The organism is Arthrobacter sp. EpRS71, from assembly GCF_001512285.1.
GTDB lineage: Bacteria > Actinomycetota > Actinomycetes > Actinomycetales > Micrococcaceae > Arthrobacter.
In genome coordinates, this window is record NZ_LNUV01000004.1 from 219132 (window position 1) to 235141 (window position 16010).

Annotated in this window: 21 protein-coding genes; 12 read left to right on the forward strand and 9 right to left on the reverse strand. The window is 54.0% G+C overall.

What is annotated here, in order from left to right:
• Positions 1-143 precede the first annotated feature (143 nt).
• The 5 genes from AR689_RS08415 to AR689_RS08435 form a co-directional block, all read right to left on the reverse strand.
• Positions 144-422, reverse strand: coding sequence for a hypothetical protein (locus AR689_RS08415; RefSeq protein ID WP_062069018.1), 279 nt, complete (start codon positions 420-422; stop codon positions 144-146).
• On the reverse strand, positions 422-622 hold the full coding sequence (locus AR689_RS23745; protein WP_062069019.1) for a con-10 family general stress protein: 201 nt from the start codon (positions 620-622) through the stop codon (positions 422-424). The genes AR689_RS08415 and AR689_RS23745 overlap by 1 nt, the downstream gene beginning before the upstream one ends.
• Positions 622-1044, reverse strand: coding sequence for a hypothetical protein (locus tag AR689_RS08425; RefSeq protein WP_062069020.1), 423 nt, complete (start codon positions 1042-1044; stop codon positions 622-624). The genes AR689_RS23745 and AR689_RS08425 overlap by 1 nt, the downstream gene beginning before the upstream one ends.
• Positions 1044-1949, reverse strand: a complete 906-nt coding sequence (locus tag AR689_RS08430; protein WP_082697848.1) for an ERF family protein — start codon at positions 1947-1949, stop codon at positions 1044-1046. The genes AR689_RS08425 and AR689_RS08430 overlap by 1 nt, the downstream gene beginning before the upstream one ends.
• Before the next feature lie 114 nt (positions 1950-2063).
• Complete coding sequence (locus AR689_RS08435; protein ID WP_062069022.1) at positions 2064-2381, reverse strand: hypothetical protein; 318 nt, start codon at positions 2379-2381, stop codon at positions 2064-2066.
• Positions 2382-2682: 301 nt separating this feature from the next.
• Here AR689_RS08435 and AR689_RS08440 point away from each other — a divergent pair, with 301 nt between their 5' ends.
• Positions 2683-3390 (forward strand): replication-relaxation family protein, encoded by a 708-nt coding sequence (locus AR689_RS08440; protein ID WP_231745471.1) that lies wholly within the window; start codon positions 2683-2685, stop codon positions 3388-3390.
• 1052 nt (positions 3391-4442) lie between these two features.
• A complete protein-coding gene (locus tag AR689_RS08445) occupies positions 4443-4637 on the forward strand; it encodes a hypothetical protein (protein WP_062069026.1) in 195 nt (64 codons plus the stop codon).
• A gap of 11 nt (positions 4638-4648) precedes the next feature.
• Here the strand turns inward: AR689_RS08445 and AR689_RS08450 are convergent, their stop codons facing one another.
• Entirely contained in the window at positions 4649-5068 is a 420-nt protein-coding gene (locus AR689_RS08450) for a hypothetical protein (protein WP_156424557.1), read from the reverse strand.
• 221 nt (positions 5069-5289) lie between these two features.
• On the opposite strand from AR689_RS08450, the gene AR689_RS23000 reads away from it, so the two are divergent.
• Entirely contained in the window at positions 5290-5457 is a 168-nt protein-coding gene (locus AR689_RS23000) for a hypothetical protein (RefSeq protein WP_156424558.1), read from the forward strand.
• 481 nt (positions 5458-5938) lie between these two features.
• Positions 5939-6178 carry an aggregation-promoting factor C-terminal-like domain-containing protein gene (locus AR689_RS08460; RefSeq protein ID WP_231745472.1) on the forward strand — a complete coding sequence of 80 codons (240 nt, stop codon included), beginning with the start codon at positions 5939-5941 and terminating at the stop codon, positions 6176-6178.
• 47 nt (positions 6179-6225) lie between these two features.
• Here AR689_RS08460 and AR689_RS08465 read toward each other — a convergent pair whose 3' ends face one another.
• Positions 6226-6507 (reverse strand): hypothetical protein, encoded by a 282-nt coding sequence (locus tag AR689_RS08465; RefSeq protein ID WP_062069034.1) that lies wholly within the window; start codon positions 6505-6507, stop codon positions 6226-6228.
• A 70-nt stretch (positions 6508-6577) separates the two neighbouring features.
• On the opposite strand from AR689_RS08465, the gene AR689_RS23750 reads away from it, so the two are divergent.
• The 3 genes from AR689_RS23750 to AR689_RS08475 all read left to right on the forward strand — a co-directional run bounded on the left by AR689_RS23750 (position 6578) and on the right by AR689_RS08475 (position 8864).
• Positions 6578-7078 (forward strand): DUF1643 domain-containing protein, encoded by a 501-nt coding sequence (locus AR689_RS23750; protein WP_082697851.1) that lies wholly within the window; start codon positions 6578-6580, stop codon positions 7076-7078.
• Positions 7079-7200: 122 nt separating this feature from the next.
• A complete protein-coding gene (locus AR689_RS08470) occupies positions 7201-8091 on the forward strand; it encodes a DNA methyltransferase (RefSeq protein ID WP_062069036.1) in 891 nt (296 codons plus the stop codon).
• Complete coding sequence (locus AR689_RS08475; RefSeq protein ID WP_062069038.1) at positions 8088-8864, forward strand: DNA-methyltransferase; 777 nt, start codon at positions 8088-8090, stop codon at positions 8862-8864. Before AR689_RS08470 ends, AR689_RS08475 begins: the two co-directional genes overlap by 4 nt.
• Here the strand turns inward: AR689_RS08475 and AR689_RS08480 are convergent.
• Positions 8797-10176, reverse strand: a complete 1380-nt coding sequence (locus tag AR689_RS08480; protein WP_062069040.1) for a hypothetical protein — start codon at positions 10174-10176, stop codon at positions 8797-8799. The genes AR689_RS08475 and AR689_RS08480 overlap by 68 nt on opposite strands.
• Before the next feature lie 162 nt (positions 10177-10338).
• On the opposite strand from AR689_RS08480, the gene AR689_RS08485 reads away from it, so the two are divergent.
• Positions 10339-10893 carry a CAP domain-containing protein gene (locus tag AR689_RS08485; protein ID WP_197412840.1) on the forward strand — a complete coding sequence of 185 codons (555 nt, stop codon included), beginning with the start codon at positions 10339-10341 and terminating at the stop codon, positions 10891-10893.
• Between the two features lie 3 nt (positions 10894-10896).
• On the opposite strand, the gene AR689_RS08490 is transcribed toward AR689_RS08485, so the two are convergent.
• Positions 10897-11703, reverse strand: coding sequence for a transglycosylase domain-containing protein (locus AR689_RS08490; RefSeq protein WP_062069045.1), 807 nt, complete (start codon positions 11701-11703; stop codon positions 10897-10899).
• A gap of 363 nt (positions 11704-12066) precedes the next feature.
• On the opposite strand from AR689_RS08490, the gene AR689_RS08495 reads away from it, so the two are divergent.
• From AR689_RS08495 to AR689_RS08510, 4 genes are read left to right on the forward strand one after another with little or no spacing between them, the layout of a single operon-like run.
• Complete coding sequence (locus tag AR689_RS08495) at positions 12067-12609, forward strand: terminase small subunit (protein WP_062069047.1); 543 nt, start codon at positions 12067-12069, stop codon at positions 12607-12609.
• On the forward strand, positions 12581-13882 hold the full coding sequence (locus AR689_RS08500) for a PBSX family phage terminase large subunit (protein WP_062069048.1): 1302 nt from the start codon (positions 12581-12583) through the stop codon (positions 13880-13882). Before AR689_RS08495 ends, AR689_RS08500 begins: the two co-directional genes overlap by 29 nt.
• 20 nt (positions 13883-13902) lie before the next feature.
• Positions 13903-15225, forward strand: a complete 1323-nt coding sequence (locus AR689_RS08505) for a phage portal protein family protein (RefSeq protein WP_062069050.1) — start codon at positions 13903-13905, stop codon at positions 15223-15225.
• Positions 15200-16009, forward strand: a complete 810-nt coding sequence (locus tag AR689_RS08510; protein WP_062069052.1) for a structural protein — start codon at positions 15200-15202, stop codon at positions 16007-16009. The genes AR689_RS08505 and AR689_RS08510 overlap by 26 nt, the downstream gene beginning before the upstream one ends.
• Position 16010: the final 1 nt, after the last annotated feature.

Consider the following 16010-nt stretch of genomic DNA (forward strand, 5'->3'; position numbering starts at 1 on the left):
ATCGCCAATGGCCTGGATGAGCACTACTGCTATGAATGCGAGAAGTGGTCCGTGCGGCCTTGCTCTATACGGGAGCTGAAGCAGGACGACGAATTAGGATCGTTAGTCTTTGTCTGTCGTCACTGCGTTCGCCCCGGCGATGTTTAGGCGGCGCGTTTTCTGCCGTGGGTACGTCTCTTGAATTGTTTGTACTCAGTGATGACGTCTTCGACGTTCACTGTCTGCTCATCTCCGTCTGAATTTATGCAGGTCATTATCGGCATAGCGCTGCTGGCTGTGAGCTTCAGCCCATGCTCCAGGGTGTACCACTTGATCGCTTTCAATGTTGCTGACGACAAAGCACCAGCCTTTGTGCGTAGCTTGTTCATATCGAGCCCTGGAGTGTGCACCTCGCCGAATAGATCGATCGCTTCTGCACTCATTAGACTTCCGCGATCACTTTCCTGCGTCGGCTCCTACGCCCGCCCTTGGCACCTGCAATACGAGCGAGCTCGGGGTTGGCCGCGAAGCCGCCAGTTCGACCGACGCGTCCACCCTTCCTTCCAATTTTTGAATAGAAGTGCGGATCTCTAGCCAGGTTCTTGGCAGCAGCTTTCTGACCGCCGATCATAGTGCCGGCCATTATCGGACCCACCAGCGCTTAGATCGCTGCTTCTTAGCCATCTGGTCGATGCGTTGAGACAGCGTGTTGATCCATCGGTTCATGCCACGCCACTCTTCAAGCGTGACGATTTTGATTTCAGGATTCTCGTCACGGTGGATCTGGTTCAGCGGGCTCTGCACTACGGCGTCTAGTTTTGCTTCGGCAAGAGACTTTGAAGCGTTGCGGACTGACTCTCCGAGAGAGATACCTGTCGTTCGACGCTTATTCTTCTCAAGCTTCATGGCCTCATACTTTGGCCAGGTCTTGGCCACCTTGATCTTTCGAACCGTCTCGTAGCTGACCCCATGAGCTTTTGCAACCTGAGACACCGGCTGCTCCAGTTTCAGGTCATGGTTGATCGTGTGGAACTTGAACTTTGTTATGTGTGTTCGGCTAGACATTATCGGTTCTCCGAGGTCTCAGTGACCTCATTAGTTGGTTCTGGTGCGGCGTAGTAGTCCGCTGGGAGCTTCTCTTCACCGCTTTCGACACGGGTGAGCGTTTGAGCCAGGACGGCGAGGTCCGCAGGCTTACAACTCTTTAGGAATGGTCTACCCGTTTGCGCCCTAATCAGTAGGCGTATTGTGGCGTCGTCCTTGAGCTTCAAATCCTGTAGACGCTTGGCGATGGCTTCCATCGTTATGGCAGGCTCATCATCTTCGATCTCGATTGTCGTAGCTGTCTCAGCTGCCTGACGGGCTTTGATAGCTGCTGCACGTCCCGCAAATATCTTGTCCAGGTCATTCAACGCCAGGACGGCTTGATCATCGGTCCGGAGACTGCGGAGCTTCTTCTCGACTTCGTCCTCTGGGAACTTGAGACTCTTGCATAGTGCTGCGATCTCATTCAGGTTTTCCTGAGTTGGTGGCGGTAGGTGATTGCTCGCCTTATTGCCATCGTCGTCCTCATCTTTAGCAGAGAGGCCAAGAATGGCCATGACGGTCTGTCTGCGGGTATAGGTCAACGCTGACCCCAGTCCCTGCGGATCTTGCTTTGTCAGCAGAAGCTTTATGTCGCTCTGCATGGACTTGCCATCTTCGTGAGTAAGGATCGTGTGGAGGAAGTGCTCTGTCCCTACGGTCATTGGCCACTGCATAAGAGACAGCTTCTGATTCGTGAGAAGGGGGAGAGCTGTGTCCATGACCTCATCTAAGGGGGCATAGGTGTTCTTGAAGTGATCGTTCTTCGCTGACTTGCCCATGGCGCGTACTTCGGCTTGGAGGGCTACCAGGGCCTTCGCGATGCTGGCCGGTACCTCCATTGCTGTGGAAGCCACTGGAGCTGTTTCAGTTACCGGGTCTGCCATAAAGCTAGTCCTTTGAGCAGGCTGATACCTGATCGCTTAGGTGGAGTGCTGAAGTCTCTGCGCTTTGGGGTGAACAGGCTATTGATTGCTGTTTCCCGCTGGCGGATGAGCTGACTAAATGAAGTCGAAGTTTTCCGTGTAGACCGGATGCTTAGGCGTCTTGATACCGTCGAGGTGTTTCTTGTCATGGCGTGGTGCCTCCTTTTTTAGTTTGTAGTACTCCTTCCGTACGAAGTCGTTGTGCTGCAGTATCGACGTTGCGAACATGCTGCTATGCGATGGTTTGAAGCCATACTCTTTTAGATGGTGCTCCTGGTAGCGACGCATCGCTTGCAAGAGCAGTGGGTCGAATCGCTGTACCGACTGCTGCGGATAGGTGCCGTGCACCTGTCGCCGCGAAGGGTACGGGCTCGGTTGTTTAGGTTTCTGCATGTGTATGCCTTTCTGTTTAGTTTGTTCTCTCCTATGTGAAGTTGCTTGCTGATTGTCAATGCACGCTCAAACGTTTGTATGTCGCTTTTGCTGTGTCCCATTATGAACGAACAGACCTATTTGTAAATACAAAAGCTGACGTGGAAACAACAACGCTTGCTGTGGAAAAGCGGAAGCCAAACTGACGTGTTCTTCGATGTGGTGCTGGGCAGGGCTCCGCTACACGCCTGGCAGGCCCAGAAGCCCCGGAAATACTGGGATCGACGCGCATACTGCTCTGCTCTATACTGCGAGCATGCGCATGACCGACCGCGACGCCGCCATCATTCGTTCTGTCGACCAATTCGGACAGCTTGCTGCTGGTCATGTAAGGCATCTACATTTTCACAACAATCTCAGCAGAACATCGACTGATCGTGTTCTGAGTAGATTAGTGAGCCAGCGTCTCCTGGCACGTGTAGAGCGCCGGCTCGTGGGTGGTGACAGGGGTGGCTCGGGTCAGTACGTCTACCAAGTTGGATTGGTTGGCTGGGATTTCCTTGGTAAGCGTGGCAAATACTCACCGCCGCACCGGACTGTGAAGCACCACCACTTAGAGATAGCTGATGCCTTCGTGGAAGTACTGACAGAGGAACGCTCTGGCCGGTTGAAGCTGCTCAACTATCTGACAGAGCCAAATACGCACACCACCTTGGGCGGCATCACCGTGCGGCCTGACCTCTTTATCGACGTGGAGTTCGTCGGCCAGGGTGAAGCTGCAAGCTATTGGATTGAAGTGGACCGTGGTTTTGAGAGCCTCAGCACCATCTCTGAGATGGTCCACAGATATGTGAAAGCGCATAACAACAGCACTAGCAGCGACTTTGAGAGCTTCCCATTAGTTTGGTTCCTAGTTCCCGATGAACAGCGTCAACGGAACATAGAGGGCGTCATACGACGCGAGGTGGCTACAAGCTCAGATATGTTTGCCGTTCATCTTGCTGAGGGCTTCGCAGAGAAGATTTCGTAGACCTAGCACCCAACTCAAACAAGAAAAGCCGCCCTGGTAGAGAGGGCGGCTTTAGTAGTGGTTTGTAGTGGGAAACTACAGAAGGTACGAGACTGACTGCCATGGGTAACAGTAATCTTGCCGTCTAGTTTAACATTATTGGTTCTGCTCGCAAAGAGGTTTAGCTCTTCACGGTGTTGTATGGCACCCATCGCTTTTGATTCTCTTTCTGCTCAGCAATGATGGCCGATTGAGGGCGAGGGAATACGTGCGCAGGTACACGGTAGGTCTTGTTCAGTAATCGACGCAGATCGTATTTGTCTTTGGTGTTGTCTGGTTGCATAGGCACAGTATGCGTTATTGAATCGCTTTTGCCTAGATGCTTATTGACTTATAAGTCCGAGCCTTCATAATGGGAGGCAGCCCGTACGCTTCTAGCGATTCGTGCGCGGTCATACAGTTAGACTAGGGATTCAAATAAAGGAAATCCCACTGTTTCCAGTGGGTGTACGCTTCTAGCTGCCCATTATTATGAGCCATTCAGTCGATTGTGTAAATACTTTTACAAGAAAATAGTTCGCAGTCTATGTTATAGACGGTGATGAGCAGTCGGCCATGATGAACAGGGTCGCTCCCTTGCCGAGGTTCATCTCATCGTTACTTCCGAGCGACGTGAAATGGGTAGTCCCCGTAACTCCTAGAGTTACCTGCTCTTCTCTGTCTATAACGCTTAAGGGTAGCTGTGAGGGATAAAACAAAAGGGCCGCTGGCAATAGTGTCCTCGCGGGTGATACCTCGTCATCCATTCCCTCCCACATACCCTCAATCAAAACTGTTGGTGCAGCCCTCACAGGCTTGGTGAACCGTGACTAAATGTTGACTCACCTGACTTACTGAGAGCTGAACTATTGAGAAGTCTCCGTTGGAACAGATCCCAACTGACAAGCCGTATGAAGATACGTGAGCATTGGCGGAGGCGTAAGAATAGCTTGTAATCGGTCCGACACTCCTGACCCCTAAGTAGTAGGGAGTGAGGGGCTAGTGGCCAACGTTGCGCCTTGGTAGGGTGCAGCATGGCTGAATACAAGGTGTTTTGGGTGAGAGACTTCGTGATAACCGACAGCGAGAACATGCTTGAGATTCCCAACGCCACAAAGGTGATCAACGATTGGTGCAATGCTGGCTACGAGCTGGTATCGATCGTTCCGGGTACGAACGCTCAAACGTATATGGGGCTGTTCATCACCCTTCGCCGACCCGACCAGTGAGTGGGAGCTTACTAACATAACGCCCCGAATAGCGGATCGTCATTGGGATCACACGGCGGTACGACCCAGTCGTTAGCCGCCATCATGTACACGCCTCCGACAACGAAGAGCACTAACGCCAAGACCGCAATCACGCTGAATGATCTCCACAACCAAGGATGCTTGTGAATCCGCCCCGCAAAGGGGATTGTGAGCATGACGACCACGTAGAGAGCGAACCCTATGTAGAAAATAGTTGGGCCAACTAGTTTTGGAGCCCCAAGGTAGCCAAAGGCGATTCCCAGGAACCCGATGGCGATCACGGCGAAGATGCCGGACATCGTGCGGCTGGCTACATCCCTCCAGAAGCTCTGGTCCTTGAACCAGATAGCCGGCCATTGCCACGCTCGCGGCTCCTTGTCGGAGCGTTCCTTGTCCTCATGAGTTCCCACGGTTTCGACACTAGCAGTCACCTGCGACAGAAGATGCTGAGTGGGTCCTCCGTGAGGCGGCGTTGTAAATAAGACATAAGCGCTTTGAGCGCCGATAACAGGTGTCGTGATCCGTGCAGCTATCCAGGCGCCCAAAAATTCCGTTGACTTTGTATATACAAGGTGCTTAAATACGGGCAGCCAAAAGCGCGTTGAATCAATATAAATCGGAGGATATGGCTATGAACGAGAACATGCGTACAAAGTTTAGCGTCGAAGGAATCAGCAAGGATGGGTTTTCGTTTTACACGGTCCAGTGGGCGTTCAACCGCCTTGAAGCGGTAAAGCTAGGTCTTATGCCAACGGAAAAAGTTGGTGACTATGAACACTATTTAGTTACCGGTCTATGATTTCTATTAGGGCTCTGGATTGCTACTGGCACCATACGCTCTAACAACTCTCTATACTCCACCTTCGTCCATGTGAGGCTACCCCACCTGGACGGTAGCGGCTGATAGAGCCGAAACAAACACATAAAGCCCACTCGGGCAAGGAACACAAAGACGTGAAAGCAACAGAACAAACACGAGCTCAGGACATCAAACCAAAGACAGTGAACCGTACGACCTTCGTACTAGGCATCTTGCTTACGATCTTCGCAACAGCAGTCATCGTCACTATCGCTAACTGGTTCTTATATACAGACATCCAGGCACAAGCACGAGCTGACGTTCACGAGGACATCACATTGGTGTCAAAAGGTCTTGGCCGGTAGAGGCCAAGCTCTCAGAAGCCGCCAGTGAAGTCGCCGGGGCTCAGACGAAAGACGAACCGGCTCAAGCCGCAGAGACGCCTCAGAGCGTCCCAGGCGAGTCGACAGGGCAAATGACAGTGGACCTTGAAGCCGAGGCAAAGGCTTTCATCTACTTCAAGGAAAGCACCAACAGGACCGACGCGATCAATTCAGAGTCAGGCGCCTGTGGTCTCGGACAAGCATTGCCGTGTAGCAAGCTGCCTTGTTCGCTCCAGGACTATGAGTGCCAGGACGAATGGTTCACCGACTATGCAGTTCGTCGCTATGGCAGTTTCGTCAACGCGAAGGCATTCTGGCTAGCCAATAGCTGGTGGTAACAACAAGAGCAGTGCTATGCGAGGGCACTGCTCTTTAGTTTGTCCGTCTAGAGTGGCCGGCCTCTCCACGCCTCCTGATCGACTCGCTTGATCTGACCAGCTGGGAACCACTCAACGTGATAAACCCGCTGATCATCCATCCACTCAACGAGACCGTAGGTGCGCGTGTACTTGATCGCCCGACCGTAGGTCTCGCCAACGCGGACCAGTGGCTGAGCACCAGGCTCCAGCTCGGTGATCTGTCCATCATCAAGCTTGGGGTGGTTGTTGTCGGCATCGATCTGCATCATCATTCGAGCGAAAGCGGTGGAGTCTTGCTTGGGTCTCATAGTGAAAGATTAGAACATACGTTCGAGTGTCGGGAATGGGTCCAAGCCTCCTAGCAGTTAGATTTGAGTCATGCCTGACGAATCGACGCTGCCTAAGCGGACCCTCCTTGTCATCGGCAGCAACCCTCCGACGACGAGTGGACAACGCACGCTCGGACGAGCTGAACAAGCGCGTCTCGCTCTGGGCTTCGACAGTGTTGAACTAGAGAATCTATTTGGCATCGCGACGTATAGAACGGGCGGTGTCTCACTCGCTGGTATGTCTGGCACTGGATGGCAGGAAGCGAGGCCGCGTCTTGCCGCAGCCTTAGATACTGCTGACGCTGTCCTTCTGGCCTACGGAACGTCGAAGCCATCAGGCGATGCTGCTAAACACCATGTCGAGCAAGTCGCGTGGATAGAGCAAGAGATCTCAAATCGACGGCTTCCGGTTTGGTCCGTTGGTGGAGAGCCTCGGCATCCATCTCGATGGCAGCGATACACCTATCGCGCTCATCCAGGTGTTCCATTTTTCGAAGCGCTCCGAGCTTCATTAGTGACTCAAGAGACTGTCGATGACAAGCGTGCCTAGCGTCGGCCTAGCCGCGCGGCTGGTAAGCTTGCTGGTCGTGGCCCATCGGCCCGCTGGCACCTCAGCAGCCCTCTTGCGGCTTGAATATTCGGTGCAGGAAGTATCCACAGAAAGGGCTTAAAATGCCAGACGAAGCACCCGACGTGGAGAAAGTACTCACCGTTGACCCGCGCAATACTCTCAATGCACTTACCTCCAGAGAGTGGCTAAGCGAGAGCGTCAGTGTTTGGAACCAAAAAGGTCTCGGCGCTGGCCATGCTGACGCAGCGATTGAGAAGTTGCACCCTGCTCCGTTCTCTTACACAGATGTATCTCGCCTGATCAAGATGCTGTCTAAGCCTGGCGATACAGTGCTCGATCCGTTTGCTGGTGTTGGTTCGACTCTCAAAGCATCGGCGCTTGAGGGACGTAACGGCATTGGTTTCGAGATCTATCCTGACTTCGCAAACCTTGCAGAGCAGCGCCTTCAGACTGAGGTGCCGGCTGACGTTCTTGCCAAGACAACTCAAGAGATCATGCAGGGTGATTCCCGCATCCTGGCGCACAAGCTAGAGCCTGAGTCTGTCGACTTCATTGTTACGAGTCCGCCGTACTGGTCCATCCTTAATAAGAAGTCAGACCACAAGGTCAAGCAGACTCGTGAGGCGCATGGTCTGGTCACAAACTACGGTGATGACGAGCGCGACCTTGGCAACATCGAGGACTACGACGAGTTCATTGAAGTCCTAGCTGACACTCTCGGTGCAGCTGGTGAGTCACTCAAGCCGCGACGCTACATGGCGATCATTGTGGGCGACTTCCGTCACGGCAGCCGCTACTACATGTTCCACGCTGACATCGCTCGCGCAATGGAAGAACGCGGGTTCATCCTGCAGGCCATGAACGTTCTGTATCAGCGTCACAAGCGAGTGTTCCCCTACGGCTATCCGTATGCCTACGTGCCCAATGTCCATCACCAGAATATCGTGATCATGCGTAAGGCAGTGAAGGCAGTGAAGGCAGCTAAGAAGTGAACGAAGTCGTTCTCGGGGACTGCATTGAAGAACTAGCCAAGCTTCCTGACGCCAGTGCGCAGCTAATCATTGCTGATCCTCCGTACAACATCGGACCCGCCTTTGGCATCGACAAAGAGTGGAACCGCTCGCACGAGTGGATTCCCTGGAGCAAGAAGTGGCTGACCGAGGCTGAGCGTGTCTTGGCTCCTGGCGGTTCGATCTTCGTCTACGGCATCCACCACTACCAGTGCTTCATTCAGGTGCTGCTCTATGAGCTGGGTTTGGACTATCGTCGGCAGATTATCTGGAACTACGAGAACGGCTGGAGCCGCAGCACTAAGACACTGGCGACTCACTATGAGCCCCTGCTCTGGTTCTCAAAGGGCGAGGACTACACGTATCACACGATTCGTGAGCCGTATAAGAGCACGGAACGCTTGAAGAACAAGATCATCAAGAACGGCAAGGTTTGGACGCCGCATCCTGATGGCCGTATGGCAGGGGATGTTTGGCAGTTCCCAACACTCGCTGGCCGTCGCTTTGCTGACGAGCGTGTAGATCACCCAACTCAGAAGCCACTGGCGTTGACGGATAGAATCGTCAACCACTTCTCGAACCCGGGCGATCTTGTCGTCGTGCCGTTCTCCGGTAGCGGGACCGAACTCGTGAGTGCATCACGGAACGGTCGCCGCTACTGGGGATGCGACATCAAGCCTGAGTACGTCAGGCTTGCGACAGAACGACTGAATTCAGAGGAAGCTGATCCAGGACTTCTTGACCAAGCGAATTAAGAGCTTCTAGCGGCTGCCCTTCAACTGCCATGATTGCGCCTATGGACTGCGCAGTCAGGAAACCACGTAGATCGTCGTGCAGGTCTCCATCAACCACGATGGTCTTAGTCTTGGGGTTGTCTTTGAATCGGACGGCCACGTTGAAGTGGGCGTAGTAGTGGAGCTGACCAACGGCACGAATCACCTGAGCGTCGGCGTCACTGTCGATCGTTTTCATCTCAAAAACGTGAGCGACATCGGAAGTGTTGCTCTTCCACACTAGGTCGTAGCTGGTGTTGTCCTCATAGAACGTACCCTCGCCCGCCAGGATGCAGCTCGCGAAGTACTTCACCAAGTCCTGGTGGTTATCCATACGCTCGTTCAAACGGTTCTGCGCGTCCGCCTGCTGGTCAGGAGTAAGCCCATCGGGAAGCGTTCGATTGACGCCGTGCGATCCAACGTTGTTAGCATCGCGCTCTTGTCCGCCCGTAATTCGGCGCTGGGTCCTGCGACGTCCCGGGGGAGGGGTGGGAACAGGCGGGACAGCGGGCGGAGGCGGAACCGGCAAGGTTGAAGCTTGATACCCCTGAGATCCAACAGGTGTCCAATGGCCAGCCACGGCCTTCATGCCAGACGGGGCCAAGTGATAGGTGCCTTGAGCGTCTTCAGTAACAAGGCCGGCATACTTTGCCAACGTAGGAAAGACCTTGGTTGCATTCGCCAATTGAAATGGGGTCACATGCAGACGTGTTGCTCGCCACGCCGCGGGCATGATCACGAACGTCTTGTAAAGCTCCTGAACCCTGAACCGCTCACCAGCGGAGTCATCATTTGCTTCAAGCATGAGCTCAAGTCCGGCACGATGCGGGCTGGGATCTACGAACAGCAAGTGCAGCATGATCATGACCGGTGAGGACGTCCGATTACCGGTGTCTGTGATCGTCAATTGAATCAGGGCATCAGCAAGAAGGTCCCGTTCAAGTGGGCTGCCTGGCTGCGTTCCGAGAAGTTGCTGCCCCAAGGGCGTGACAACTCCCTCTGTATCCACCCACTTAAAGTCGATTAGGGTGCGGCGAAGTTCGCGTGCATTGGTTCGGGCACCCTGATTGCCACCGGGCTTGGCCTTTTCAAGTTTGATGCGTGCCTGGATGTCCTGCGGGGTAGCTGTCGCGTAGTCAATGCCACGGAACGTGTAGAACTTCCGCGCTGCCAGCTCGTACCCAAGGATGCCATCGTCAAGGGTGTTGGCTTGCCTCGCGTTCAAGGACGCGATCGTCTGCAGGGTGTTCCTGATTCTTTCGAACGTCGTCGCCTGATTTGGATAGTTCTTCATCGTGCAGCCCCATGTCTAACTTGGTCCCCAATATCAACAGCGTCAGGCTAACACGGTTGATCGGGGCGGTTTTGAGGCGTGGGACACGCTTCGCCGGAGGCGTAACTGATAAAGACCTTTTAATTGGCGGGCAAGTGTGTTTAACTAAATGCACCCATGGTAGTGGCTACAAAATCAAAGACGGGTTCAGCTTTCAATACGAGAAGAACTCGTATTCTTTTCCTCGTCAGCTGTTTGTTAGTCGCTACTCTCTTTGTGCTTGCTCCAAGTAGCGTTCGATCCGAACAGACTGCTCCTAGCCCAGTCGTCGCTCCGACTATTGAAGCAACCGAGCGTGTACCTGGCGTGCTGGCCGCTGTGAATGCCTACCGGTCAACCAAGCAACTATCGCCCGTTGTACTAAACGATCAACTCAGCGAATCAGCGCAGGCCAAAGCGACCGACCTAGTAGCAGGTCAGTATTGGAGTCATGATTCACCGGACGGCAAGACGCCCTGGTCATTTGTAAGCGCTGCTGGTTATGAATACCGGACAGCAGGTGAGAACCTCGCCAAGTGCTACGACTCAGCTCAAGCCGTCGTGGATGCCTGGATAGCTAGTCCTAGCCATGAGGCAGTGCTCACAGGCGACTACGAGGACGCCGGCTTTGGAGTGCAGCATGACGACGCCGACGACTGCGACTACGTGGTCGGGCACTTCGCTAGCAGCAAGAAGTAATTATCAGCGCGATATGTGCTCCCGGTCGTAGCGCTGGACAACCGAGATTGGCCAGGTAGAGCAGGAATTTGGATCGTCTGGGTTAGCATCACGCTCGGCTTGGTAATCAGATGCTAGATCAGTAATGCCAATCGTCTCGACTGCAGCCTTCCAGCCACCCATGCCTTCGATCTGTTTTGGAACCCAGACGTTGGCTGCGCCGTTTAAGGCGTCCCAACTCTTCGGGTTTACCGCCCGATCAATGTAGATGCCGCCCTCAGGCGCTCTCTTCGCGATTGACGGGAATGGGACAACACCCATCAACGCCGCTGCTTGAAACTGCGTCATGGACCACGGTGGTGTCTTGAAGTAGTACCAACTGGCGGCACACACCCCGTAGAGGTTAGGACCGAACTGCGCGTAGTTGAGATACAGCTCAACGAGGCGCTCAGGAGGAAGTGTTAGTGCGAACTCCGTGGCCAAGACCGCTTCGAGTCCTTTGCGGAGACCGTTTTGATCAGGCCACAGGAAGATGTTCTTCACGAGCTGCTGGGGAATGGTTGAACCGCTCGGATCAGTTTCGCCCTTTATGTACGCTTCGACGCGCTTCTGAAAGTCGTCAACTGGGAAGGCGCCAACTCTGGTGCCTAGTTGCTGATCTTCGTGGGCGATGGTAGCTGCGATTGCGTATCGACTGATGTGTTTAAGAGAGACGAACTGGTACGTGATCGGCTCGCCGTCCTGGAGCATGTACGACGTTCGAGGCGGCGTGAACCAGAGGAACGAAACAGCTGCGAGTTCACTCACGACGACCAGGCTGAGCAGCGTCAAAAAGGTCCTACGGACTAGGCGGCGGAACCAGCCTTTGCGCTTGCGTGGCTTTGGTTGAGGTGGGGGAGTGGGGACAGGTTGTGGTTGGTCTGAAGGCTCTGTCGGCCCGCCAGGTAGCGGGGCGATGGCGACCTTCGGAATATCTTCGGTGGTTGGGTTATGGGTAGACGGACGAGGGTATTTCTCATCCAAATTCGTAGCAACAGAGGGCTCCATGGCGCGCTCCTACTTAGATGCACTACGCCCCTTAGGGAAAAAGGGGTTGAAGTTTCTAGCTTAGACCTGTTTCGAGTACCGGGTCAAAGAGTAGCTCCGATAGTAGGCTTCCATTTATTCACCGATTGTGCATAAATAGTGGCACTTATGGCAGACCTAGAAACATCAGAACTCCAAGAAGAAAAGAACAAAGGCGGACGACCGCTCAAGTTCGCGACTGTGGCTGAACTCAAGCAGCAGATCGAAACGTACTTCAACACCTGTGATCCTCACACTGAGATGCGTCGCGTTGAATCCGGCGTCAAGAACGACGGCACCACCAACTGGGTCACTCGCGAAGTAATGACTGATCAACGTCCCTACACGATCCTTGGTCTTGCCAGGGCTCTAAAGACGAGTCGCGAGACGCTACTTGATTATGAGTCTGGCAAGTACGACGACCGCGATGATGCGGACGAATCAGGTGACACCTTTTCTGACGCTATAAAGCTGGCCAAGTCACGAATTAACGAGCAAGTTGAAGAGCGCATGCTTAGTGGTGCTGCTCCTGGCTCTGCGTCCATCTTCTGGCTGAAGAACAATGCTCAGTGGAAGGACAGATCAGAAGTCGATCATCAAAGTGGCGGTAAGCCGATGACGGCGCTTGTGGAGATCGTCCGAAGTGGGGACCGAGCCGACAGTCAAGATTAAGTTCCTCGAAGAGTACGAGGAGCTGTTCAACGAAGATCTGCGCAACATCGTGTTCCACGGTGGGCGTGGCTCAGGTAAGTCCAAGCACGTCGGTCTAGCGCTCATTCTCCGTGGCCGCACTAAACGGCTTCGCATCCTTTGTACCCGTGAGCTGCAGAACACCATTGCTGACTCTGTACACAAGCTCCTATCCGACATCATCAACGAGTACGGCTTCACTGATTACGAGATCACTGAGAAGCAGATCCGCAACACCATCACTGGGACCGAGTTCTTCTTCAAAGGGCTGAGGCACAACGCAACAGAGGTTAAGTCCACTGAGGGCATCGACATCGCGTGGGTTGAGGAAGCTCAAAGCATTAGCGAAGCCAGCCTGAAGGTGCTCATCCCGACAGTACGTAAGCCTGGAAGCCAGCTGATCTACACGTTCAACCGCATGAACGAGCTGGACCCGGTCTACGTCCGTTACTGCAAGGCTGATCGTCCCCGCACCTATGTCCGCAAGGTCAACTACGACGTTCTGGAGCGTGCCGGCCTTTTCCCTGCCGAACTCCGTGAAGAGATGGAAGCTGACAAAGCGGCCAGCCTGGATCTCTATGCTCACGTCTGGCTAGGTGAGCCGATTGCTCAGTCCGACACTTCCATCCTCAGCCGTACCGCCATCCTGGAAGCGATGGAGCGCAGCGTCAGTGATGAAGGTGCCATCGAAGTAGGCGTCGACGTTGCTCGCATGGGAGATGACCGGACAGTTTTCAAGATGCGTGAGGGGCTCAAAGAAGTAGGGACCAAGACCTACACCAAGCTCCGGACCACTGAGGTCTGCGACAAGCTGGAGCTGTTTGTGAACTTCGACAAGACGGTCCTGATCAAGATCGATGACACTGGCGTTGGTGGCGGAGTGACTGACGAGATGATGAAGCGCGGGTACGCAGTCATGCCGTTGAACTTTGGAGCCTCAGCTGCCGATCCTGATAAGTATCCGAACCTCATTAGCGAGGCGTGGTTCTATTTGGCTAGCATCATCGACACGATCGACATCGGCATGAACGACGACCTACTCATGGAGCTGTCCACCCGCCAATGGAAGATGGATTCAAAAGGACGCCGCGGAGTTGAGAGTAAAGCCGACTACAAGAAGCGTGGCTTTCGCTCACCAGATAATGCTGATGCCCTCATCATGTGTTTTTACAACAATGCGCCACAGCCTATTGATGATCAGGAAGATGATGACTATGAGTCGATTACGTCCGGATTGCTAGACGAAAGCTTTTAAGTATCGTATTTTGAAGGAAGATGAAAGATAAGCCCGACAAGTTAAAAGAAATAGGAACCTCAGGTGTTGCTATTACTGGTGGACTTATCACAGGGGAAGAATACAACCCTAAACTCTCTGGCCTTTCAGCCATCAAGACCTACGACGAGATGCGCCGCAGCGACGCCACGGTCAACGCTGCTCTTACTGCCGTGAAGCTGCCGATCCTCAGTGCAGACTACTCGATCGACCCAGCCTCAGATGATGACGCTGACAAGGAAGTGGCTGAGTTCGTTCATGACTGTCTCTTCCACATCGTCGACTGGTCGCAATTCCTAGAGGAAGCGCTGACGTTCCTCGACTTCGGTCATGACGTACACGAGATGGTGTTCGAACCACGGGAGGTCAACGGTCAACTCAAGATCGCCCTGGTCAAGCTCGGTTACCGCAAGCAGACCACTATCCAGAAGTGGGAGACCAAGGACGGCAAGCCAGGCATCTACCAGCGAGACAACACCGGGGGAGACTTCTCGATCCCCGCTGAGAAGTTGGTCCGCTTCACCTACAAGCAAGAAGGCGACAACTACGAGGGCATCTCTATCCTGCGTGCTGCCTTCAAGCACTGGTACATCAAAGACAAGCTGTACCGCATTGATGCTGTGGGCCATGAGCGTCACGCACTTGGGGTTATCGATGTCACCACGCCAACTGGTGCCACTGACAAGGACAAGAAGATGATGCGCCAGATGGTGCGCAACCTTCGCGCCAATGAAGAGTCTTACATCGAGCACCCTGACGGCTGGCTCGTCCAGTTCCTCGATATGAAGGCGAACTCACTCAAAGACGTTGAGCCTTCGATTAACCACCATGACCGCCAGATCATGAAGAACGTCCTTGCGCAGTTCCTTGAGATCGGGGCATCAGGCGGTACTGGCACTCGCTCTACATCGGAGGACCACAGCCGTCTGTTCGAGCTGGCAGTGCAGTCAGTGGCGCGCCGCCTAGTCCAGGTGCTGCAGAACACCGTTGTTCGAACCCTGGTTGATCTCAACTACACAGACCGTGAGTATCCAACGCTGCGCGTGGGCAATATCAGTGACGACAACATTCCAGTCATGAGCGAGGCAATCAAGAAGTTCGTTGATGCTGGTGTCCTTCACCCTCGTCCTATCGACGAGAACAGTACCCGCAAGATGATCGGTTGGTCTGAGCTCACCGAGGATGAACTCAAAGAGGCAGAGAAAGCCAAGAAGGAACAACCGGCTAAGAAGCCTGAGGTTGTCGATGCAGACATCTCAGAAGCTCGCCGCATCCATGCATCAGTAACGGAGCAGCTCTATGGCAACACGAGCCGAGCTGCTTGAGGCTAGAGAAAAGCTCCACGTAGCCATTCACGCCGCGGAGGAGTGGCAGGACAGCTACAAGGCGAGTCCGATTACCTTTGCGGACTTACTACGCCTAGAAGCGGCCTTAGAAACAGCCGTAGCTGAATATCTGCACGAGCTATCTACCCGTGCGGTGGATTACGTGGATTGGTCCCGCTTGCCTGAACCGATCAAAGCAGACGCCGGCCCGGTGGCTAACAACGACGATCCAGTCTGGAAACAGGAGCAGATCTTGCTGACTGCTGCTGTCATCGACATCATCACTGACCTGGTGGCGACCGGTGCTGTTGCAGGAGAGACGCTCTACGCCATCCCGGTTGGCTACTCTACGCTTGAGTTCGCCTCACTAGACGAAGCGATCATGCAGGCTGCCAGGAAGCTGACCGCTGACATGGTTTCAAACGTCACTGAGACAACACGCAAGCTCATCCGTGAATCAGTGGCTAAGAGTATTGCCCTGGGGGAGACAGCTGACTACGCGACCGTGCGCCTCATGAACATGATCGATAACCCGATCCGTGCGACCATCATTGCTCAGACTGAACCAGTCAACGCTTACCAGGCAGGGCTCAAGCTCTACGCCGTGCAGAGTGGGGCTAAGTCAAAGACCTGGGACGGACTCAGTGGAGCCTGCAAGATATGTTCTCCGGTTATCGGTAAGACCCTCGAACTCGATGAATTGTTTGTCCTGGCGAATGGGAAACAAGTCGATAGGCCTGCGGGTCATCCGCGCTGTCGCTGTTCATTGATTTACGCGTATTAGC